The 16,946-nt window shown below is 70.3% G+C and carries 12 protein-coding genes; 6 read left to right on the top strand and 6 right to left on the bottom strand.

All coding sequences use genetic code 11. The features are described from left to right. Positions 1 to 18: 18 nt before the first annotated feature. Positions 19 to 549, bottom strand: coding sequence for a carbohydrate ABC transporter permease (locus ABD830_RS00245; protein ID WP_344984139.1), 531 nt, complete (start codon positions 547 to 549; stop codon positions 19 to 21). Positions 550 to 693: 144 nt separating this feature from the next. Here ABD830_RS00245 and ABD830_RS00240 point away from each other — a divergent pair, with 144 nt between their 5' ends. The 3 genes from ABD830_RS00240 (at position 694) to ABD830_RS00230 (ending at position 7,700) form a co-directional block, all read left to right on the top strand. After that, entirely contained in the window at positions 694 to 2,499 is a 1,806-nt protein-coding gene (locus ABD830_RS00240) for a glycoside hydrolase family 2 protein (RefSeq protein WP_344984138.1), read from the top strand. A gap of 373 nt (positions 2,500 to 2,872) precedes the next feature. Then, positions 2,873 to 5,110: an Orn/Lys/Arg family decarboxylase gene (locus ABD830_RS00235; protein WP_344984137.1), complete on the top strand. Its 2,238-nt coding sequence runs from the start codon at positions 2,873 to 2,875 to the stop codon at positions 5,108 to 5,110. A gap of 43 nt (positions 5,111 to 5,153) precedes the next feature. Then, on the top strand, positions 5,154 to 7,700 hold the full coding sequence (locus tag ABD830_RS00230; RefSeq protein ID WP_344984136.1) for a polysaccharide lyase family 8 super-sandwich domain-containing protein: 2,547 nt from the start codon (positions 5,154 to 5,156) through the stop codon (positions 7,698 to 7,700). A 6-nt stretch (positions 7,701 to 7,706) separates the two neighbouring features. On the opposite strand, the gene ABD830_RS00225 is transcribed toward ABD830_RS00230, so the two are convergent. Next, positions 7,707 to 8,039, bottom strand: coding sequence for an FAD-dependent oxidoreductase (locus tag ABD830_RS00225; RefSeq protein ID WP_344984135.1), 333 nt, complete (start codon positions 8,037 to 8,039; stop codon positions 7,707 to 7,709). Positions 8,040 to 8,409: 370 nt separating this feature from the next. On the opposite strand from ABD830_RS00225, the gene ABD830_RS00220 reads away from it, so the two are divergent. Continuing rightward, entirely contained in the window at positions 8,410 to 8,976 is a 567-nt protein-coding gene (locus ABD830_RS00220) for an isochorismatase family protein (protein WP_344984134.1), read from the top strand. 105 nt (positions 8,977 to 9,081) lie between these two features. On the opposite strand, the gene ABD830_RS00215 is transcribed toward ABD830_RS00220, so the two are convergent. Beyond that, positions 9,082 to 10,665 (bottom strand): glycosyltransferase family 39 protein, encoded by a 1,584-nt coding sequence (locus ABD830_RS00215; RefSeq protein WP_344984133.1) that lies wholly within the window; start codon positions 10,663 to 10,665, stop codon positions 9,082 to 9,084. 671 nt (positions 10,666 to 11,336) lie between these two features. Between ABD830_RS00215 and ABD830_RS00210 the strand changes: the two genes are divergently transcribed. After that, positions 11,337 to 11,534: a hypothetical protein gene (locus ABD830_RS00210; protein ID WP_344984132.1), complete on the top strand. Its 198-nt coding sequence runs from the start codon at positions 11,337 to 11,339 to the stop codon at positions 11,532 to 11,534. Positions 11,535 to 11,620: 86 nt separating this feature from the next. Here ABD830_RS00210 and ABD830_RS00205 read toward each other — a convergent pair whose 3' ends face one another. Beyond that, entirely contained in the window at positions 11,621 to 12,559 is a 939-nt protein-coding gene (locus tag ABD830_RS00205) for a hypothetical protein (protein ID WP_344984131.1), read from the bottom strand. Between the two features lie 347 nt (positions 12,560 to 12,906). On the opposite strand from ABD830_RS00205, the gene ABD830_RS00200 reads away from it, so the two are divergent. Next, positions 12,907 to 13,626, top strand: coding sequence for a hypothetical protein (locus ABD830_RS00200; RefSeq protein ID WP_344984130.1), 720 nt, complete (start codon positions 12,907 to 12,909; stop codon positions 13,624 to 13,626). A 231-nt stretch (positions 13,627 to 13,857) separates the two neighbouring features. Here ABD830_RS00200 and ABD830_RS00195 read toward each other — a convergent pair whose 3' ends face one another. Then, complete coding sequence (locus ABD830_RS00195) at positions 13,858 to 15,429, bottom strand: DHA2 family efflux MFS transporter permease subunit (protein ID WP_344984128.1); 1,572 nt, start codon at positions 15,427 to 15,429, stop codon at positions 13,858 to 13,860. 378 nt (positions 15,430 to 15,807) lie between these two features. Then, positions 15,808 to 16,908, bottom strand: a complete 1,101-nt coding sequence (menC, locus tag ABD830_RS00190; protein WP_344984127.1) for an o-succinylbenzoate synthase — start codon at positions 16,906 to 16,908, stop codon at positions 15,808 to 15,810. Between the last annotated feature and the right edge of the window lie 38 nt (positions 16,909 to 16,946).

Raw genomic sequence — 16,946 nt, 5'->3', positions numbered from 1 at the left:
CGACCCTGCGTCCCGTGGTCACTGGCCGCCGAGCCCGGTGGTGGCGATGCCCTTGATGATCTGCCGCTGGAAGAACAGGAAGACGACGATCAGGGGCAGCGCGGCCAGGACGGCGCTCGCCATGTTCTGGGCGAAGGCGAGGCCGTAGCCGGTCATGACGGTCTGCAGCCCGACGGGCAGGGTCATGAGATCGGGGTCGTTGGTCACGATGAACGGCCACAGGAAGTTGTTCCACGCGCCCACGAACGTGAAGATCGCCACCGCCGCGATGATCGGCCGCGACAGCGGCAGCACGATCCGCAGGAAGTTGACCATCCACGTGGGGATGTCGCCCGTCCGGAAGATGTGCGCGTAGATGTCCCAGGTGTACCCGCCCTCGGGCAGGACCGTCACGGGGGACGCGCTCGCGTCCGCCTCGGACTTGAACGAGGTGTTCAGCGCCCACAGGAACGGCGCCAGCATGAGAAGGCTGAACAGGGCCAGGACCACGAAGGCCATGGCCTGCAACGCCCTGCGGCGGGAGAGGGGGGAAGTGGGCCACTTGCTCATACGTGGTTCCTCGCAGAGGGTCCGGCCGGCCCTCACAACGCGGGGTAGCCGGATGTTGACTCCGATTGGAGGGAGTGTGGCACACTCTGCTACGTAGCAAAAGGTCTTGACTTGCACATATCTGCAAATTTCGAAGGGTGTCCGATGTCGCGTTCCGCTCCCCACGACGTCCCCCGTGCGGAATATCCCCGCCCCCAGATGGCCCGCCAGGACTGGCTCACCCTCAACGGACCGTGGCAGTTCGAGATCGACGCCGGGGACTCCGGCCTGGAGCGGGGCCTGCGCGAACGAGAGCTCTCCGGGACGATCACCGTGCCCTTCGCGCCGGAGTCCGAGCTGTCCGGCCTCGCGCACACCGACTTCATGGCGGCGGTGTGGTACCGCCGCACGGTGACGATCCCGGCCGCGTGGGCGGGCCGCCGGACGCTGCTGCACTTCGGCGCCGTCGACCACGACGCCACGGTGTGGGTGAACGGCGTCGAGGTGGCCCGCCACCGCGGCGGCTTCTCCCCGTTCATGGCCGACCTGTCAGCCGTGGCGCGCCCCGGTGAGGACGCCACGATCGTGGTACGCGCCCGCGACCCCCGGCAGGAGCCCCAGGCGCGGGGCAAGCAGTCCACCAAGTACCAGAACTACGAGTGCCTCTACACCCGTACGACGGGGATCTGGCAGTCGGTGTGGCTGGAGCCCGTCCCCGACGTGCACCTGCGCCGCCCCCGGATCACGCCTGACGTCGCGACCTCCTCCTTCGCCGTCGTCGTCCCCCTGTCCGGCAACCGCCCCGGCAGCTCGGTCCGCGTCACCGTCTCCGACGGCGGCGGCGTCGTCGCCACCGCGAGCGCCCGCGCCGACGCGGACCTGGCCCCGTCCGTTCGCCTGGAGCTGCCGTCCGACCGGGTACGCCTGTGGGAGCCGGGCGACGGCTTCCTCTATGACGTCAAGGTCGAGCTGCTCGACGCCGGGGGCGCCGTCACGGACACCGTGGACAGCTACGCCGGGCTGCGCTCGATCGCGATCGACGGCAAGCGCGTGCTCATCAACGGCCGCCCGGTCTTCCAGCGGCTCGTCCTGGACCAGGGCTACTATCCGGACGGCCTGATGACCGCGCCCACCGACGCCGCGCTGGTGCGCGACATCGAGCTGTCGCTGGCCGCGGGCTTCAACGGCGCGCGCCTGCACCAGAAGGTGTTCGAGGAGCGCTTCCTCTACCACGCCGACCGGCTGGGCTACCTGGTGTGGGGCGAGTTCGGCGACTGGGGCGCCTTCGCCGGGCACGAGCAGCAGCCGACCGCCTCCTTCATCACGCAGTGGCTGGAGGTCCTGGAACGGGACGTCTCACACCCGTCGATCCTCGGCTGGTGCCCGCTCAACGAGACCACCCAGGTGATCCACGACCACGTCACCCAGCTCGACGACGTCACCCGCGGCATGTTCCTGGCCACGAAGCTCGCCGACCCCACCCGCCCGGTGATCGACGCCTCGGGTTACAGCCACCGCGTGCCGGAGACGGACGTCTACGACTCGCACAACTACGAGCAGGAGCCCAGCGCGTTCGCCGGGCAGCTGAGCGGCCTGGGCAAGGACGAGCCCTTCGTCAACGACGCGGCCGGGCGGCCCATCTCCGTCCCCTACCGTGGCCAGCCGTACTTCGTCAGCGAGTACGGCGGCATCTGGTGGAACCCGGAGCTCGCCGGGACCGACCAGGACGCGGACCGGGAGAGCTCCTGGGGCTACGGCCAGCGCGTACGGAGCGAGGAGGAGTTCCACGCCCGCTTCGCGGGCCTGACTGAGGCGCTGCTGGACGATCCGGACATGTTCGGATACTGCTACACGCAGCTGACCGACGTGTTCCAGGAGGAGAACGGGATCTACCGCTTCGACCGGTCGACCAAGCTCGACGTCGAGCGCGTGCGCGGGGTCCAGTCGCGGCGGGCCGCCTCCGAAGGGTGATCTCATGGCTGCCGGAGGTCTCAGTGTTGCGCGAGCGGCTCCGGCACGTTCTCTGGATCGGTGGTGGGAGCGGTGCGGGCAAGTCGACCATCGGTCGCCGCCTGGCCGCCCGCCATGGCCTGCGTCTGTACGCGCACCCTGGAGGTCGATGCCACGATGACGGAGGACGACCTGGCGGAGCGGGTGACGGACGTGTTCGGGCTCGCTGCGCGGGGACGTCGCCGTTCGCAGCCACCCCCGTAGCACGGGGTCAGCAGGGGGAGTACGCACATAGCTCCATGGGGCACATCATCACGTTGGGTTGTCATTCAGCCGCACACCGTTACCATCGCGATAGGACCACCCGTCCCTTCCCCCGATCATGGAGTGCCGCATGGAACGAACGGTTCTGGCCGCCGTCACCGAACGCCCCGACGCCGATTCGGCGCTCGCCGAGCAGCTCCGCCGCGTGTGCGCGGCGATGGACGAGCTCGGGCTCCAGGTGCGCTGGACCCATCGGGCCGAGGACGCCCTGGCGGTGGTCGGGTCGGACGCGTCGCTGACGGCGGTCCTCGCGGCGTGGGAGGCGCCGGGGGCCGAGGAGCTGCTGGGCGCGGTGGCCAGGAGGTTCCGCGGCCTGCCCGTCTTCCTGATGACCCAGGAGCAGGAGCTCCCGCTCTGGGTCTACGAGGTCATCCAGGGCTACGTCTTCCCGCTGGAGGACACCCCCCGCTTCATCGCGGGGCGCATCGCCTACGCGGCCGACCAGTACGCCGAGAAGATCCTCCCGCCGTTCTTCGGCGCGCTGCGGCGACTTGAGGACCACCACCGCTACTCCTGGCACACGCCGGCGCACGCCGGAGGCGTGGCGTTCCTCAAGTCGCCGGTGGGGCGGGCGTTCTTCGACTTCTACGGCGAACGCCTGCTGCGCACCGACCTGTCCATCTCCGTCACCGAGCTCGGATCGCCGCTCGACCACACCGGCCCCATCGGGGAGGCCGAGCGCAACGCCGCCCGGGTCTTCGGCGCGGACCGCACGTTCTTCGTGGTCAACGGCAACTCCACCGCCAACCGCATCGTCGGCCACCACGCGATCGCCCGCGACGACACCGTCCTGGTGGACCGCAACTGCCACAAGTCGATCCAGCACGCGCTGGCCATCAGCGGCGCCCGCCCGGTCTACCTGGTGCCGGAGCGCAACGGGCTCGGGCTGGCGGGCCCGGTCCCGCCGGCCACGCTGGAGGCGGAGGCGGTCCGTGAGCGGGTGTCCGCTCATCTGCTCGCCACGGGTGGGCCGTCGTACGCGGTGATCACGAATTCCACGTACGACGGGGTGTGCTACGACGCGGTGCGGGTCGGCGAGCTGCTGGGCGCCAGCGTGCCGCGGGTGCACTTCGACGAGGCGTGGTTCGCCTACGCCCGGTTCCACCCGCTCTACGCCGGCCGGTATGGCATGGCGATCGACGAGCGCACGCTGCCCGGCCCCGATCGCCCCACCGTGTTCGCCACCCAGTCGACCCACAAGCTGCTGGCCGCGCTGTCGCAGGCGGCGATGCTGCACGTCCGCCCCGCGGAGCGGGCGCCGGTCGACTACGACGCGTTCAACGAGACCTATCTCATGCACGCCTCGACGTCGCCGCTCTACCCGATGATCGCCTCGCTGGACGTCGCGGCGGCGATGATGGACGGCCCGTCGGGGCCGTTCCTCACCGGGGAGGCGATCGTCGAGGCGGTCCGGTTCCGGCAGGCGATGGTGCGCCTGGCCACCCGCATCCGCGAGGACGGCCGGCGGCCCGGCTGGTTCTTCGGCGTCTGGCAGCCTCCTGCGGTCATCGACCCGCGCACCGGCCAGACCGTCTCGTTCGCCGACGCCGACCCGGCACTGCTGTGTGCTGAGCCCCGGTGCTGGACGCTGGAGGCGGGGGCCGCGTGGCACGGGTTCGACGGGATGTCCGAGGGCTACTGCCTGCTCGACCCGGTCAAGGTGACGATCACCTGCCCGGGCGCCGACGCCGCCACGGGCACGCTCGACTGGGGCATCCCGGCCCGCGTCGTGGCCGCCTACCTGGAGCGGCGCGGCATCGTGGTGGAGAAGACCGGCGACCACACGTTGCTGGTGCTGTTCTCCATGGGGATCACCAAGGGCAAGTGGGGCACGCTGATCGACGCGCTCACCGACTTCAAGAACGCCTACGACGACGACCTGCCCCTGGCGGAGGTGCTGCCCGGCTTCGGGCCGCCCGCGATCTCGTTGCAGAAGTTCTGCACGCTGGCCCACGAGAGGCTGCGTGACTCCGAGGTCGGGAAGCTGCTCGACCAGGTCTTCACCACGCTGCCCGAGCCGGTGTCCACCCCCGCCGACTGCTACCAGGCCATGATCCGGGCCCGCACCGAGCGCGTCCCGCTGACCGGGTTGCCGGGGCGGGTCGCCGCGGCCACGGTGGTGGTCACCCCGCCGGGCATCCCCATGCTGATGCCCGGCGAGGCGACCGGCCCGCACGACGGCCCGCTGATGACCTACCTGCGGGCTCTGGAGGACTTCGACCGGGCCTTCCCCGACCTGGCCACCGACATCCACGGTGCCCACCGTGACGACGACGGCCGCTACTGGGTGGAGGTACTCAAGAACTGACCACGCGCGCGCTTTCTAGGCCGACAAAAATGGATCATGTAGGGTGAGCCCGGCATATCCCCCCAACGGCCTGGAGTTCGCCGTGCCGCACATGTCCCGTCGCCAGGTTCTCTCCTTGATCCCCGCCGCCGGCCTGCTCGCCGCGGCCGCCCCCGTACGTGCCGCGGCGGGGATCGATCACGCGCGGCTGATCGCCAACACCGTGGCGATGTTAGCGGGGACCCCCGACGTCAACGCCCGGCCCGAGGTCGCCGCCAAGCTCGCGGCGATCCTCGGCGCCGCCAGGCAGCGGCTGGCCGCCATGGACAAGGCGGGCGACGGCGAGCTGTTCTCCGGCCTGAAGCTCGGCACCGACGACGTCAACCTGCGGCTGGCCTACCAGTACCTGTACGAGATCGCGCTCGCGACCCGCACGCCGGGCAGCGCGCTGGAGGGCGACGCCGCCGCCCAGCGGCGGGTCATCGACGGTCTGGGGTGGCTGCACGAGCGTTACTTCGGTGACCAGGCGGCGGGCTACTACGGCAACTGGCACAACTGGGAGATCGGCATCCCCACCCACGTGAGCAGGACGCTGGCCCTGCTGGCCGAACGGGTGCGGGACGAACGGCCCGACCTGACGGCGACGTACCTCGCCTCGATGGACGCCTACCTGCGCAGCGGCAAGGACGGCGACGTCGACCTCGACTCGCGCTTCCACACCGGGGCGAACCTGGCCGACATCACCGCCAACCGGATCGTGCAGGGCGCGCTCACCGGCGACGACGCCCGCGTCGGCAAGGCCATCTCCGACCAGGCCACCGTCTTCGCCACGATCGACCCCTACAACCTCCAGCACGGCAACACCGACGGCTACTACCGCGACGGCTCCTTCATCCAGCACCACTCGGTCGCCTACACGGGCTCGTACGGCAAGGCCCTGCTCACCCGCGTCGTACAGACCCTCAAGACGCTCGAGGGCGCCACGAGCGGCGGCGCCTCCGAGGACCTGGCCGCTGTGGTGTACCGCTGGGTCGCCGACGGCTTCGCCCCGCTGATCTTCGAGGGGTGGATGATGGAGATCGTCAAGGGGCGGGCGGTCTCGCGCCCCACCACCGGGTACGCCGACGTCGGAGTGATCGTGGAGGCCGTCGCCGACCTGGCCGACCACGTCGAGGGCGCCGGCGCTCTGGCCCTGAAGAAGTACGTCAAGTTCCTGCCGGCCGCCGACACCTCATCCTTCGTCTCCCCGGTCAGCGTCGCCCGCTACGCGGCCATCCGCGCCGACTCCGCCATCCCGGCCGCCGACCTGAACCCGCCGGAGCGCTGCGTGGCGTTCAACGCCATGGACCGGACCGTCCACCGGCGTCCCGGCTACGCCTTCGCCCTGGCGCGCAGTTCGGACCGGATCAGCAAGTACGAGTACATGAGCGGCGAGAACCTCATGCCCTGGTTCCAGGGCGACGGCGCGTACTACCTGTACCTCGCGGGCGAGGACCAGCGGGAGGTCTTCGGCGTCGACTACTACACGGCCGTCTCGCCGTACCGGCTGGCCGGGATCACCGCGCCGGTGGAGGAGCGGCGCACGGTGCCCGAGCTGTACGGCCGCCTCTGGTACGAGAACCCGGGACACCCGCTCAACTTCACCTCCTCCTCGGAGTCCCAGAACACCTACGTGTACTTCCCCCGCGCCGGGAACGCCTTCTCCGGCGGCGCGACGCTCGGCGCGTACGGCGCGGCCGGCATGGTCCAGTCCGACGACGCCGCCTACACCGCCAAGCAGGCGGGCACCCTGCCCGACGACTTCGTCGTCTATCGCAACGCCCGCGCGACCAAGTCCTGGTTCATGCTCGACGACGAGATCGTGGTGCTGGCCGCGAACGTCTCAGGCCAGGGCGGCCGCGACGCGGTGACCACCGTGGACAGCCGCATCGCCGCTCCCGGCGACGCGGTCGCGCTCACCGGCGAGAGCTGGGACGGCGGGGCCTGGCAGGCGGGCGGCACCACGCCGCCGCGCTGGCTGCGCTACGCCAACGGCACCCGCCGTACCGCGATCGGCTACGCCTTTCTCACCCGGCAGCCCGTCGCGGCCGGGCTGGAGACGGTGACCCGCAGCCGCCAGGTGGTGCGCACGTCCAACCCCGCCGCCGGCGTGACCAAGAACGTCTTCACCGCCTCGATCAACCACCCCGCCACCGGCCACCTCACCGCACTCGCCTACGCCCTGGTCCCGAACGCGACCGAGGCCCGCCTGCGCGGCTACACGCACGGCCCGCTCACCGTGCTGGCCAACGACCGGCACGTGCAGGCGATCAAGCACAGGACCCTCGGGATCGTCGCCGCCAACGTGTTCGCCGACGGCCCCCGCCCGGTGGAGCGCCTGCTCGTCGACGGCCCCGCCTCGGTCATCGTCCGGTACGGCGAGCGCACGACCGTCGCCCTGTCCGACCCGACGATGCGACGCGACCGCGTCAGCGTCGTCCTGCACGGCGCGCCTCTCCGCCTCGACACGGCCGACGAAGGGGTGACGGTACGGCGCGTGCCGGGCGGCACCCTGGTCCAGGCCACGATCCGCCACGCCCACGGCCGCACCTTCACCGCAACCCTCCGGTGAGGCGGCTCAGTACCCTCGCACCTGGGGCCGGGCCGGCTCGAACCCGTCGGCGACCAGCTCGGCCCGGAACCGTTCGAGCGCGGCGGCGTCCTCGTGCACCTGCGCCGGCTCGAGCCCGTACCGCAGGCGGTGCGCCGCCAGGGCGCCGGCCGCCTCGCCGGTGTTCCACTCCACCGGGCGCAGGCGGTAGCGGCCGTTCGTGATGTGCGTGGTGCCGGGGTCCTTCCCGGCGGCCAGCACATCGCGCACGCGCACGGGCAGCAGCGCGCCCAGCGGGATCTGGAACGGACAGCTCGCCACGTCGATGTGGTTGTCCCCGCCGGAGGAGGCGTGCGGCACGAACGTCGCAGCAACCCGCCGCGCAGACGGTCTTCCAGGATCCGCGGTCGTCGCTCAGCCCGCGTATGACCGTCGCCGCGATCATCGACGAGGCCTGGCGCACCCATCCGAGCTCCGCTCCGCCCGGCGACTGTACCGCCGCGCTGCACCGCCTGCTCGACGCCGCTCGAGCTGTCCGGCGCCGGCTCCCAGGACGCGGAGGGGGAGGGCGGAGCATAGGGCCGTTCAGTGTCGGTGCCGCGGTCTAGGCTCGCGGCATGGCTCAGGTCCTCCGGCTCACCCGCCGTGACGCCCGGCGGGCCGCCGTACGCGCGCGGCTGCTGGAGCTCGATCTGCGCCAGGCAGGCTGAGCAGGAAGCAGGAGGGATCCATGACGACTCTGCCCGATCGTCCGCACACCGCGCTGCTCGTTCTCGACGTGCAGACCGGTGTGATGGCCGGCGCCCACGACCGCGACGGCGTGATCGCGAACATCGAGACCCTGATCGGCAAGGCCCGCGCGGAGGGCGTGCCCGTCGTGTGGGTGCAGCACTCCGACGACCGTCTCCCGCGAGACAGCGAGCCCTGGCAGTACGTGCCGGAGCTGGCCTGCCGCGATGCGGAGCCGCTCGTCCACAAGAGCTACGCCGACGCGTTCGAGGACACCGAGCTGGAGGCGGTGCTCGCCGAGCGCGGGGTGGGCCGGCTCGTCGTCGCGGGCGCCCAGACCGACGAGTGCATCCGCTCGACCCTCCACGGGGCCTTCGTCCGCCGGTACGACGTGACGCTGGTCGCCGACGCGCACACGACGGAGGACCTCAGCGAGTACGGCGCGCCGCCGCCGGACCAGGTGATCTCGCACACCAACCTCTACTGGCGCTGGCACCGCGCGCCCGGCCGCCGCGCGTGCACCGTCGACACGACGGACGTCAGCTTCGCGGCGGACGACGCGGGCTGAGCCGACGCGCTGACCAGGACGTTCGCATTCAGGTGCAGACGTTCAGAAGTCGGTGGCACGCTTGTCTTGGGGCACCATCCAGGTCGGGCAGGATCGACGCCCCGATCATCTATTCCCGCGGGGTGGCAGGCGTTCGTACAGGGACAGTTGCCTGGTGCGGAATGACCAGTAGGCGGTACGCCGGAATCGGGGATCATCGCGCATCCGCGCGCCGTTGCCGTAGCTCGTCTTGCCCTCCACCACCCAGATGCGAGAAAGAGGCCCAGCGGCTCGGTGTAATTGGTCGGGCGACAGCTCGCCGAAGAACCCGTCAGCGTTCAGACTCCGCGTGTCGAGCCGGGCGACGGAGTCCGGATAGGGCAGCGTGGACATCCAGTTCCCGGCGGGGACGTACAGCACGGCGTCGCCCGGCCGGGCGTTGTCCCGCAGGGTGTGGGCCAGCTCTCGGAGGTTGTCCGGCCTGCTGAGCGGCTGCCGGATGGCCACCTGGGCCGGGCCGGTGAACGCGGCGAGCACGGCCAGCGCCGCCGATGGGATCACCAGCCGGGCGGCGGGCATCCGGCCGGCCGCCCAGGAGACGGTGGAGGAAAGGCCCGCGCCGGCCGCCAGGGCCAGGGCCGCGACACTGTGCAGCACGTAACGCGGGTAGAAGATGGGTGGACCGATCAGCGAGACGACGATCATAAGCCCGCTGGGAACCAGCAGCCACGGCAGGGCCACCGTCCGCACGCTCAGCCGGATCTGCCCGCGCGGCATCACCGCGACGTCGAGGTTCGCGACCTCGAGCGTCGCCACCCTCGACGGCCCCGAACCCGGCACGCTGGTTGGCGTCGTCGGCCGGGTCCTGCCGCTGCCGATCGCCGACCGCGCCGGCAAGCCGTCGCGCCGCCGCCACAACAGCCCCGCGACGGCGAGAGCGAGGACGGTCACGATCGCCACAGGGTTTCCCCCGAAGACGAGCCGTCCCAGATACCGGACGGTGCCGAGATCCGGTACGGGAATCCAGGACACCAGCGCGAACTGGCCGAGGGCCGCCACGGCCAGAGGTGCCACCAGCACGCCCGCGCTTCCGGCCGAGAGGATCCAGCACCGCCATGGGGTGGCCCGTGCTCGTGCCGACAGCAGGATGACCGCGTGGGCGGGCAGGATGAACAGCGCGTACAGGTGCAGCCATCCGGCGACCGCCAGCATGATCGTGTACGCCGCCCACGGCCGCCACCGGTGGCGGCCGTCCCGCATCGCGTCGATCGTGACGACGAGGAGATAGGTGAGGCCGATCATCAGCGCGGTGACCAACGCGTACTGCCGGGCCTCCTGCGCGTACCGGCTGACGACGGGCAGCAGCGCGTAGATCAGCCCGGCGAACAGGCCCGTCGCGGAGGAGACCAGCCGACGGCCGAGCGCGGCCAGTACGGCCGTCGCCGCGACGGTGGCGCATGCGGACGGAAGACGCATCGCGATCTCACCCGTGCCCGCCACCGCAGAGACACAATGGAGCAGCACGTAGTAGAGACCGTGCACCCGATCCATGTGGGCCAAAATGGTGGGCAGATCGGCCAGCGGACGGCCGGCGATCGCCACCGACACCCCTTCGTCGGCCCAGTAGGAGGGTTCGTCGATCCGCCACAGCCCCAGGGCGGCGGCGAGCACAGCAGGGCCCCCGACGACCAGCATGGCGGTGCCAGGCACGCGTGTTCTCAATCTTGCCCCCGATTCGACCGCACCCTAAGCCGCAGCGACCAGCCGAGGCGTACTCCGGCGCGTTGCCCCGTCACGAGGCGCCGGTCGGCGGCGATCGGCTTTCCCCCTGGAGCGGCCGACATCGGAGGACACTACGAGACCGCTCTTCCGTTCTTCTTCCGTTCCGGTCCTGTCCCGTGGACGGCGAAAGTCGCTCCTGCCATGGGCGGGCACGCGACCCGCACACCGTGACCTGCGCTGTCAATCCCTAACATCCGGAATGTCGCCGGCCCACCGCCCGGGGCCACAGTCGGAGCAGGCCACGAAGGCACCCCGATCCATGGAGGAGAATCCGTGATCAACAAGACCATCCGACCGTCTTCGCTCCCAGGGTTGCCTGGTCGAAGCCGGGGGAGAGCCTCAATAAGAGGCGCACCGAAGCTCCTGACAGTGCTGGCGGTCGTCGGAATGATCTTCGTCGGCCTGCCCACCGCGACCGCGCAAGCGCAATTGGCCGGGGCACGCTCCCCGGCCATTCGCCGTCGACGGCGATGGTACGGACATTCGACAGGCTCTGGTGCTGGGCGCGCAGGGGGAGTACGGCTCGGCCGAGCACGTGACGAGCCGCGGCGGACCGGGTCCGTCGCAGCCTCGGTCGTCCAGTCAGGCAGGCGTAGCGGGTGCTCCCATCCGAAGTCCGGCCGGAAGTGGACGACGGCGACGTCGCGGACCTCGGAGAGCGGCTGTCGCGCCGCTACCTCGAACGCCAGGACGGCGACACCGACCAGGCTGTACGGTACCTGGAGCGGGCGCGGGACACCGGGGACGCCACCTTCGGCCCCCAGGCCGACCGGCTGCTGGGCCGCCTGACCAGGTGATGCCGGTCCCGAGGCCATCGGCGATGAGAATGATCTTGCGCGAAGAGCGATCTCCGCATGTCGGCCCGGTCGCGGCATCAGCCCTGTCACCCACGAGACCGATAGACGACCTCCTTCTTGGACCGTCCGGGATAGACCACGATCAGATGCCACTCGGAGGGCAGCATGGTGACGGCGTCCTCGTCGCCCCGCGCGTAGACCCGCACCCGGTAGTGCCCCGGCCCTTTGACCGCCAGATTGGGCAGGGCCCGCCCGGCCCCCTCCCCGCCGCCCGGCTGCATGGCCGGCACCATCAGACGGCCGCTGCGGCTGGTGACCCCCACTTCGGCCACTTCCTGCCAGCCTTTGAGCCGCAGCGGCGGAGCCTTGTCGAAAGCCTTGACGGTCACGCAGACGTTCATCTCTGTGATCGTTTCGATGCCCACGCCGGTCTTCTCGCTCGTGAGTAACCCGTCTTGGTCTCGCTCGGCTCTGTCCTCGTTGTCCGGATCGGCGTCGTCGGCGAGGTGATAGCCGCCGCCTTCGGACGTGAAGTACGCGGCAGTCCCCTGCTTGCGGGCCCGTGTCTTGGGCCACGGGTCACGGCAGGCGGCGTTGCTCGCGGCGACGTAGTCGGCCTCCTCCTTGACCATCTGTTCGTCCGAGGGCATCAGATCCGGGCCTCCGATGACGTCGGGGCACAAGAACACCAGTGCGCTGTCCAGACCGTGCAGGTTGATTGTCCGGTCCCCGCTGCGCAGCCATTCGTCGGCTCTCCTCCACCCCGGTTGGGCGCACAATGTCCTGCCGGACGCCAGGAGGGCCTGGTCGGACTTGTCATCAGGGAACATCGGCCCGCCCGCGTCCCGCACCAGGCACAGGAAGGCACGCTCGCGATCCTCTGTCCGTGTGTCGTCGAACCCACGGTGCAGTTCGGTCCACGCGGGGCAGCTGATGTCGTAAGGCGGCCGGTAAGGCACATGGGGGCCTTCCTCCCCGCCGAGCAGCACGGCGAGCAGCACGACGGCCGCGACGCCGCAGAGCACCCGTAATCGTCCCGGTACCACCGGGCGGCTGACTGCCGTCCGCGAGCTCATGAGAGCAGGACACTGCTCTCGATCACGGCCAGACCACCGTGACAGTCCGGGCTCGGCTCGCCCCACCTCGGTGGGTGACTCATGACAACCTCCTCTGCCGGCCATGATCACGAGACGCCCACAACGCATGCTGGTTCACGGGCATGACCACCTGAACGTCGCGCGCGGCTTTCCGGTCCGGTCGCGTCATCCTGGGGCTGAGGCGCCTACGGCAACCGCCTCAGCCGGATAACGATTTGCGGGAGCACACGACCTTGGGCTCCAGGTTGTCGTCCGTCTCCGGCATGATCGCCTGTATGAAGAAGAGGATCTTATCAACAGTGGTGTTCGCCATGCTGACGGTGGCCGCCGCGCCGGCACAGGCGGCCCCCAAGGACCCGGTCGGCGTGCTGAAGGCGACGGTCGCCGCCGGGCACGGGGTGCGGTTCACCGGCGACGTCACGTGGACGGACGGCACCGACGAGCGGGGCGCCCGCGACATCAAGGGCGTCTTCCAGTTCGGCAGGAAGGAGATCGCCGCGTTCGACATCACGGCGAAGGACGGTGACGAGTATGAGCGCGTCATCGCCATCGGCAAGACCGGCTACTATTCGGGCGACCAGATCAGCCGCCTCCTGCCCGAGGGCAAGACCTGGTACAAGAGCAAGAACTACGGCATGCCCGACTCGTGGTCGCAGTTCATCAACCCGGCCGAGCCCAACACCCTGGCCACACTGCTCAAGAACGGGAAGACCACGGGAAACTCCGTCTCCGGCTCGGTCACCTTGAAGGAGCTCAAGGCCGTGTCGGCCTGGGTCTCCGCCGCGAAGATCGGTAAAGAACACGATGGCCTGAAGATCTCCTACACCCTCACGCTGTCATCGTCGGGTCTGGTCAGCAGGGTGACGTCCACGTACACGATGGCGGAGGACGGAGAGAGCTACACCAGCACGGTGAACACCCGTTACACGAAGTGGGGCAGCAAGGTGTCGGTCACAGCGCCGGATCCCTCCACGGTAACCACCAAGCCTCGCTGACCCCCGCGCCCGGCGTCGCCTGACGCCGTCGCCGTCGGCCACCGCCCGCGAGGCCGATGATCGGCAGCCTGGGGAGCTGCCACGCGCTGGAGTCCGCGCTCTCCGTCATGATGCGTCGGCACGATTGCGATCCAGCCGTTGACCTCGGCCACCTAGCGGGATCCATCGGCGATGCTGTGGTCGAGGCCACAAGGCCGTGCAGGTGGGTGACGCCGTTCCTTCCTCACCCCGTCAAGGCTTTCGGAGCGTGAAGCACAACAGGGCGGCCAGGACGAGCAGCGCGGTCGAGGCGAGCAGTGTCACGTGCATCGCGGACACGTACCCGGCCGTGAACGCCTCATGGCCGGCCCGCACGAAAAGGGCGGTGTCCACAGGAGGCAACCCGCGCGGCGCCGCCGGAGGGCTGAACTGGTGCCCTCCGGCCATCGTGGCCTCGACGAACTGCGAGCGCAGCCCCGCGGGCAGCCGCCCGGCCCGCTCCTCTGCCTCATGCCGGAGGGCCGAGCTCAGGGACGTGGACAGGACGGCGCCCAGGACGGCGGTGCCGAGCACACCGCCGACCTGCCGGGTGGTGCCGGAAACCCCGGACGCGGCGCCTGCCAGGCGCGGATCGACGCCTTCCAGGGTGACGTGTTGCAGCGGTACGAAGGTCGCGCCGCCGGCCAGTCCGATGATCAGCAGCCCGGGGAGGAGCTGCCACGCGCTGGAGTCCGCGCGCGCCGTCACGACGAGGACCCCCAGGCCGAGCGCGAGCGTGGCGAGACCTGCCAGGAGGACGAGCCTGCCGCCGATCTTGTCGGACAATCGGCCGGCGAGGGCCGAGCCGATCGCGGTGAGAACGGCGTTGGGCAGCAGGACCAGCCCCGTCTGCAGCGGCGAGTACCCCCGTGCCGTCTGCAGATAGACGACCAGCACCAGGGAGATGCCGATCATGCCCAACTGGAAGACGAACCCGATCGCGTTGCCGGCCGGGAAGCCGCGGCCGGAGGTGAAGAGCTCCAACGGCACCAGCGGTTCGCCGCGCTGGACGCGCTGCCAGACGACGAACAGCACCAGGAGCAGGGCGCCGGCAAGGAGGATCGACGTGATGCCGATCGGCCCGGTGATCGTTCCCCAGTCGTAGCGCTCGCCCTCGATCAGCCCGAAGACGATGCCGCTGAGCCCCGCCGTGGCCAGCGCCACCCCCACGAGGTCGAGCTTGTGCGTGCGTGCCGGACGCAGGGCGGGGACGAACGCCAGGGCCAGGAGCGCGGTGAGCACGCCGATGGGCACGTTGATGAAGAAGATCCAGCGCCGGCCGAGGTGCGCCAGGATGAAGCCGCCACCGATCGGGCCGACAATCGGCGCGAAGCCGGCGATCGCCCCGAAGACCCCGAATGCGCGTCCGCGCTGCCGCGGCGGGAAGATCGCCAGAATCGACGCGATCACCTGGGGGAAGAGCATCGCTCCGCCGACGCCCTGCAGCACTCGCGCGGCGAGCAGCTGTCCCGGCGAGTCCGAGAGGCCGCAGAGAGCGGATGCGACCGTGAAGGCCGAGATGCCGATCAGGAAGAGCCGTCTGTATCCGAAGCGGTCCCCGAGCCGCCCGGTGGTGACCAGCAGCACCGAGAAGACGAGCAGGTAGGCGTCGACGATCCAGAGCACCTCGTCGTACGAGGTGTGGAGGTCGGTGATCAGGGTGGGGATGGCGATGTTGACGATGGTCCCGTCCAGCAGCGACATGAAGAAGCCGGTGCACAGGACGCAGAGAACCAGCCACGGCCGTTTCGCCGACGGCGACTCGACCGGATTGAGGGCGGACACGGGGCGTTACCTCCGTACGGGAGAGCACCGGCCGTGGGTTTCGGGCAGGCGACACCGCATTCCCGGGTTCACGACCGGCCAGGGATGTGGGAATGACCTGGTGGTGGGGTGAAAGGCGCAGATCAGCTGCGCTGACGCCGGGTTACGGCAGAGGTGAGAGGGGGCTCGATGCCCGGAATGGCGGCAGGAATCGCCGCGCCCTCACGTCGGACAGTGTGCTTGCTCGCCGAATGGTCACCATCAACACAGACCGCCTTGCCGGAATGTGGCGTGTGACTCTCACCTTTTCCATGTCATCGGACACGGACAAGCTTGATTGGCGAGGCTTATGGCCCACGGTGAGAGATCGAAAGGGAGCGTAGCACAGAGGCGCGGCCCTCAGAGAGTGATCCACTCCGTGCCGGTGGTCACCTCGTCGAGCACGTCGGCGATCGGCTCCACGCCGAGGCCCGGCCCCGTGGGCACGTCCAGGTGGCCGTCGGCCAGCTCGAACGGCTCGGTGATGTCGGTCGCGTAGTAGCGCCGCGACGCCGAGGTGTCGCCGGGCAGGGTGAAGCCGGGCAGCGCGGCCAGTGCGACGTTCGCGGCCCGGCCGAGGCCGGTCTCCAGCATGCCGCCGCACCACACCGCGACCCCGTTGGCCCGGCACAGATCGTGGATGCGCCGGGCCTCGAGGTAGCCGCCGATGCGGCCGGGCTTGATGTTGACGATCGAGCACGAGCCGAGCGCGATGGCGGCGGCGGCGTGCTCGGCCGACTCGATGGACTCGTCCAGACAGATCGGCGTGCTGAGCTGCCGGGCCAGCTTGGCGTGCTGCACGAGGTCGTCGTTGGCGAGGGGCTGCTCGATCAGCAGCAGGTCGAACGCGTCGAGCCGGGCCAGGCGCCGGGCGTCGGCCAGGGAGTAGGCGGCGTTCGCGTCGACCTGGAGGAGCAGGTCGTCGCCGAAGCGCTCGCGCACGGCCCGGACCGGCTCGATGTCCCAGCCGGGCTCGATCTTGAGCTTGATGCGGACGTACCCCTCGTCGATATAGCCCGCCACGGCGTCCAGCAGCTGGGGGATCGAGCTCATGATGCCGACCGAGACCCCGCACGGCACGCGGGTGCGGGCCGCGCCGAGGAACCGGCCGAACGACTCGCCGGCCGCCCTGAGCTGCGCGTCCAGCACGGCCGTCTCCAGAGCCGCCTTGGCCATGCGGTGGCCCTTGATCGGCTCCAGGGCGCGGCCGACGTCGTGCACGTCCAGGGTCTTCGGCAGCGCGGGCAGCAGGAAGCGGCGGATCACCTCGGCCGCGCCGTCGGTGTACTCGGAGGAGTAGAGCGGCTCGCCCATCGCCACGCACTCGCCCCACCCCTCGGCGTCCGGCGTCACCACCCTGACCAGCAGGACGTCACGGGCCGTCTCGGTGCCGAACGACGTGCGGAACGGCGCCACCAGCGGCATCGCGATGCGCCGCAGCTCTACTCCGGTGATCTTCACGCTCTCTCCACGACGTAGTGGTACTGCCTTGGCCAACC

The organism is Nonomuraea helvata (assembly GCF_039535785.1).
GTDB lineage: Bacteria > Actinomycetota > Actinomycetes > Streptosporangiales > Streptosporangiaceae > Nonomuraea > Nonomuraea helvata.
Note: the sequence above shows the minus strand (reverse complement) of the source record. Positions and strands in the feature narration are given on the sequence as shown.

Coding starts and splice junctions, on each gene's coding strand:
- ABD830_RS00200 (WP_344984130.1), top strand. CDS start 12,907: ATGAAGAAGAGGATCTTATCAACAGTGGTGTTCGCCATGCTGACGGTG.
- ABD830_RS00240 (WP_344984138.1), top strand. CDS start 694: ATGTCGCGTTCCGCTCCCCACGACGTCCCCCGTGCGGAATATCCCCGC.
- ABD830_RS00235 (WP_344984137.1), top strand. CDS start 2,873: ATGGAACGAACGGTTCTGGCCGCCGTCACCGAACGCCCCGACGCCGAT.
- ABD830_RS00245 (WP_344984139.1), bottom strand. CDS start 549: ATGAGCAAGTGGCCCACTTCCCCCCTCTCCCGCCGCAGGGCGTTGCAG.
- ABD830_RS00220 (WP_344984134.1), top strand. CDS start 8,410: ATGACGACTCTGCCCGATCGTCCGCACACCGCGCTGCTCGTTCTCGAC.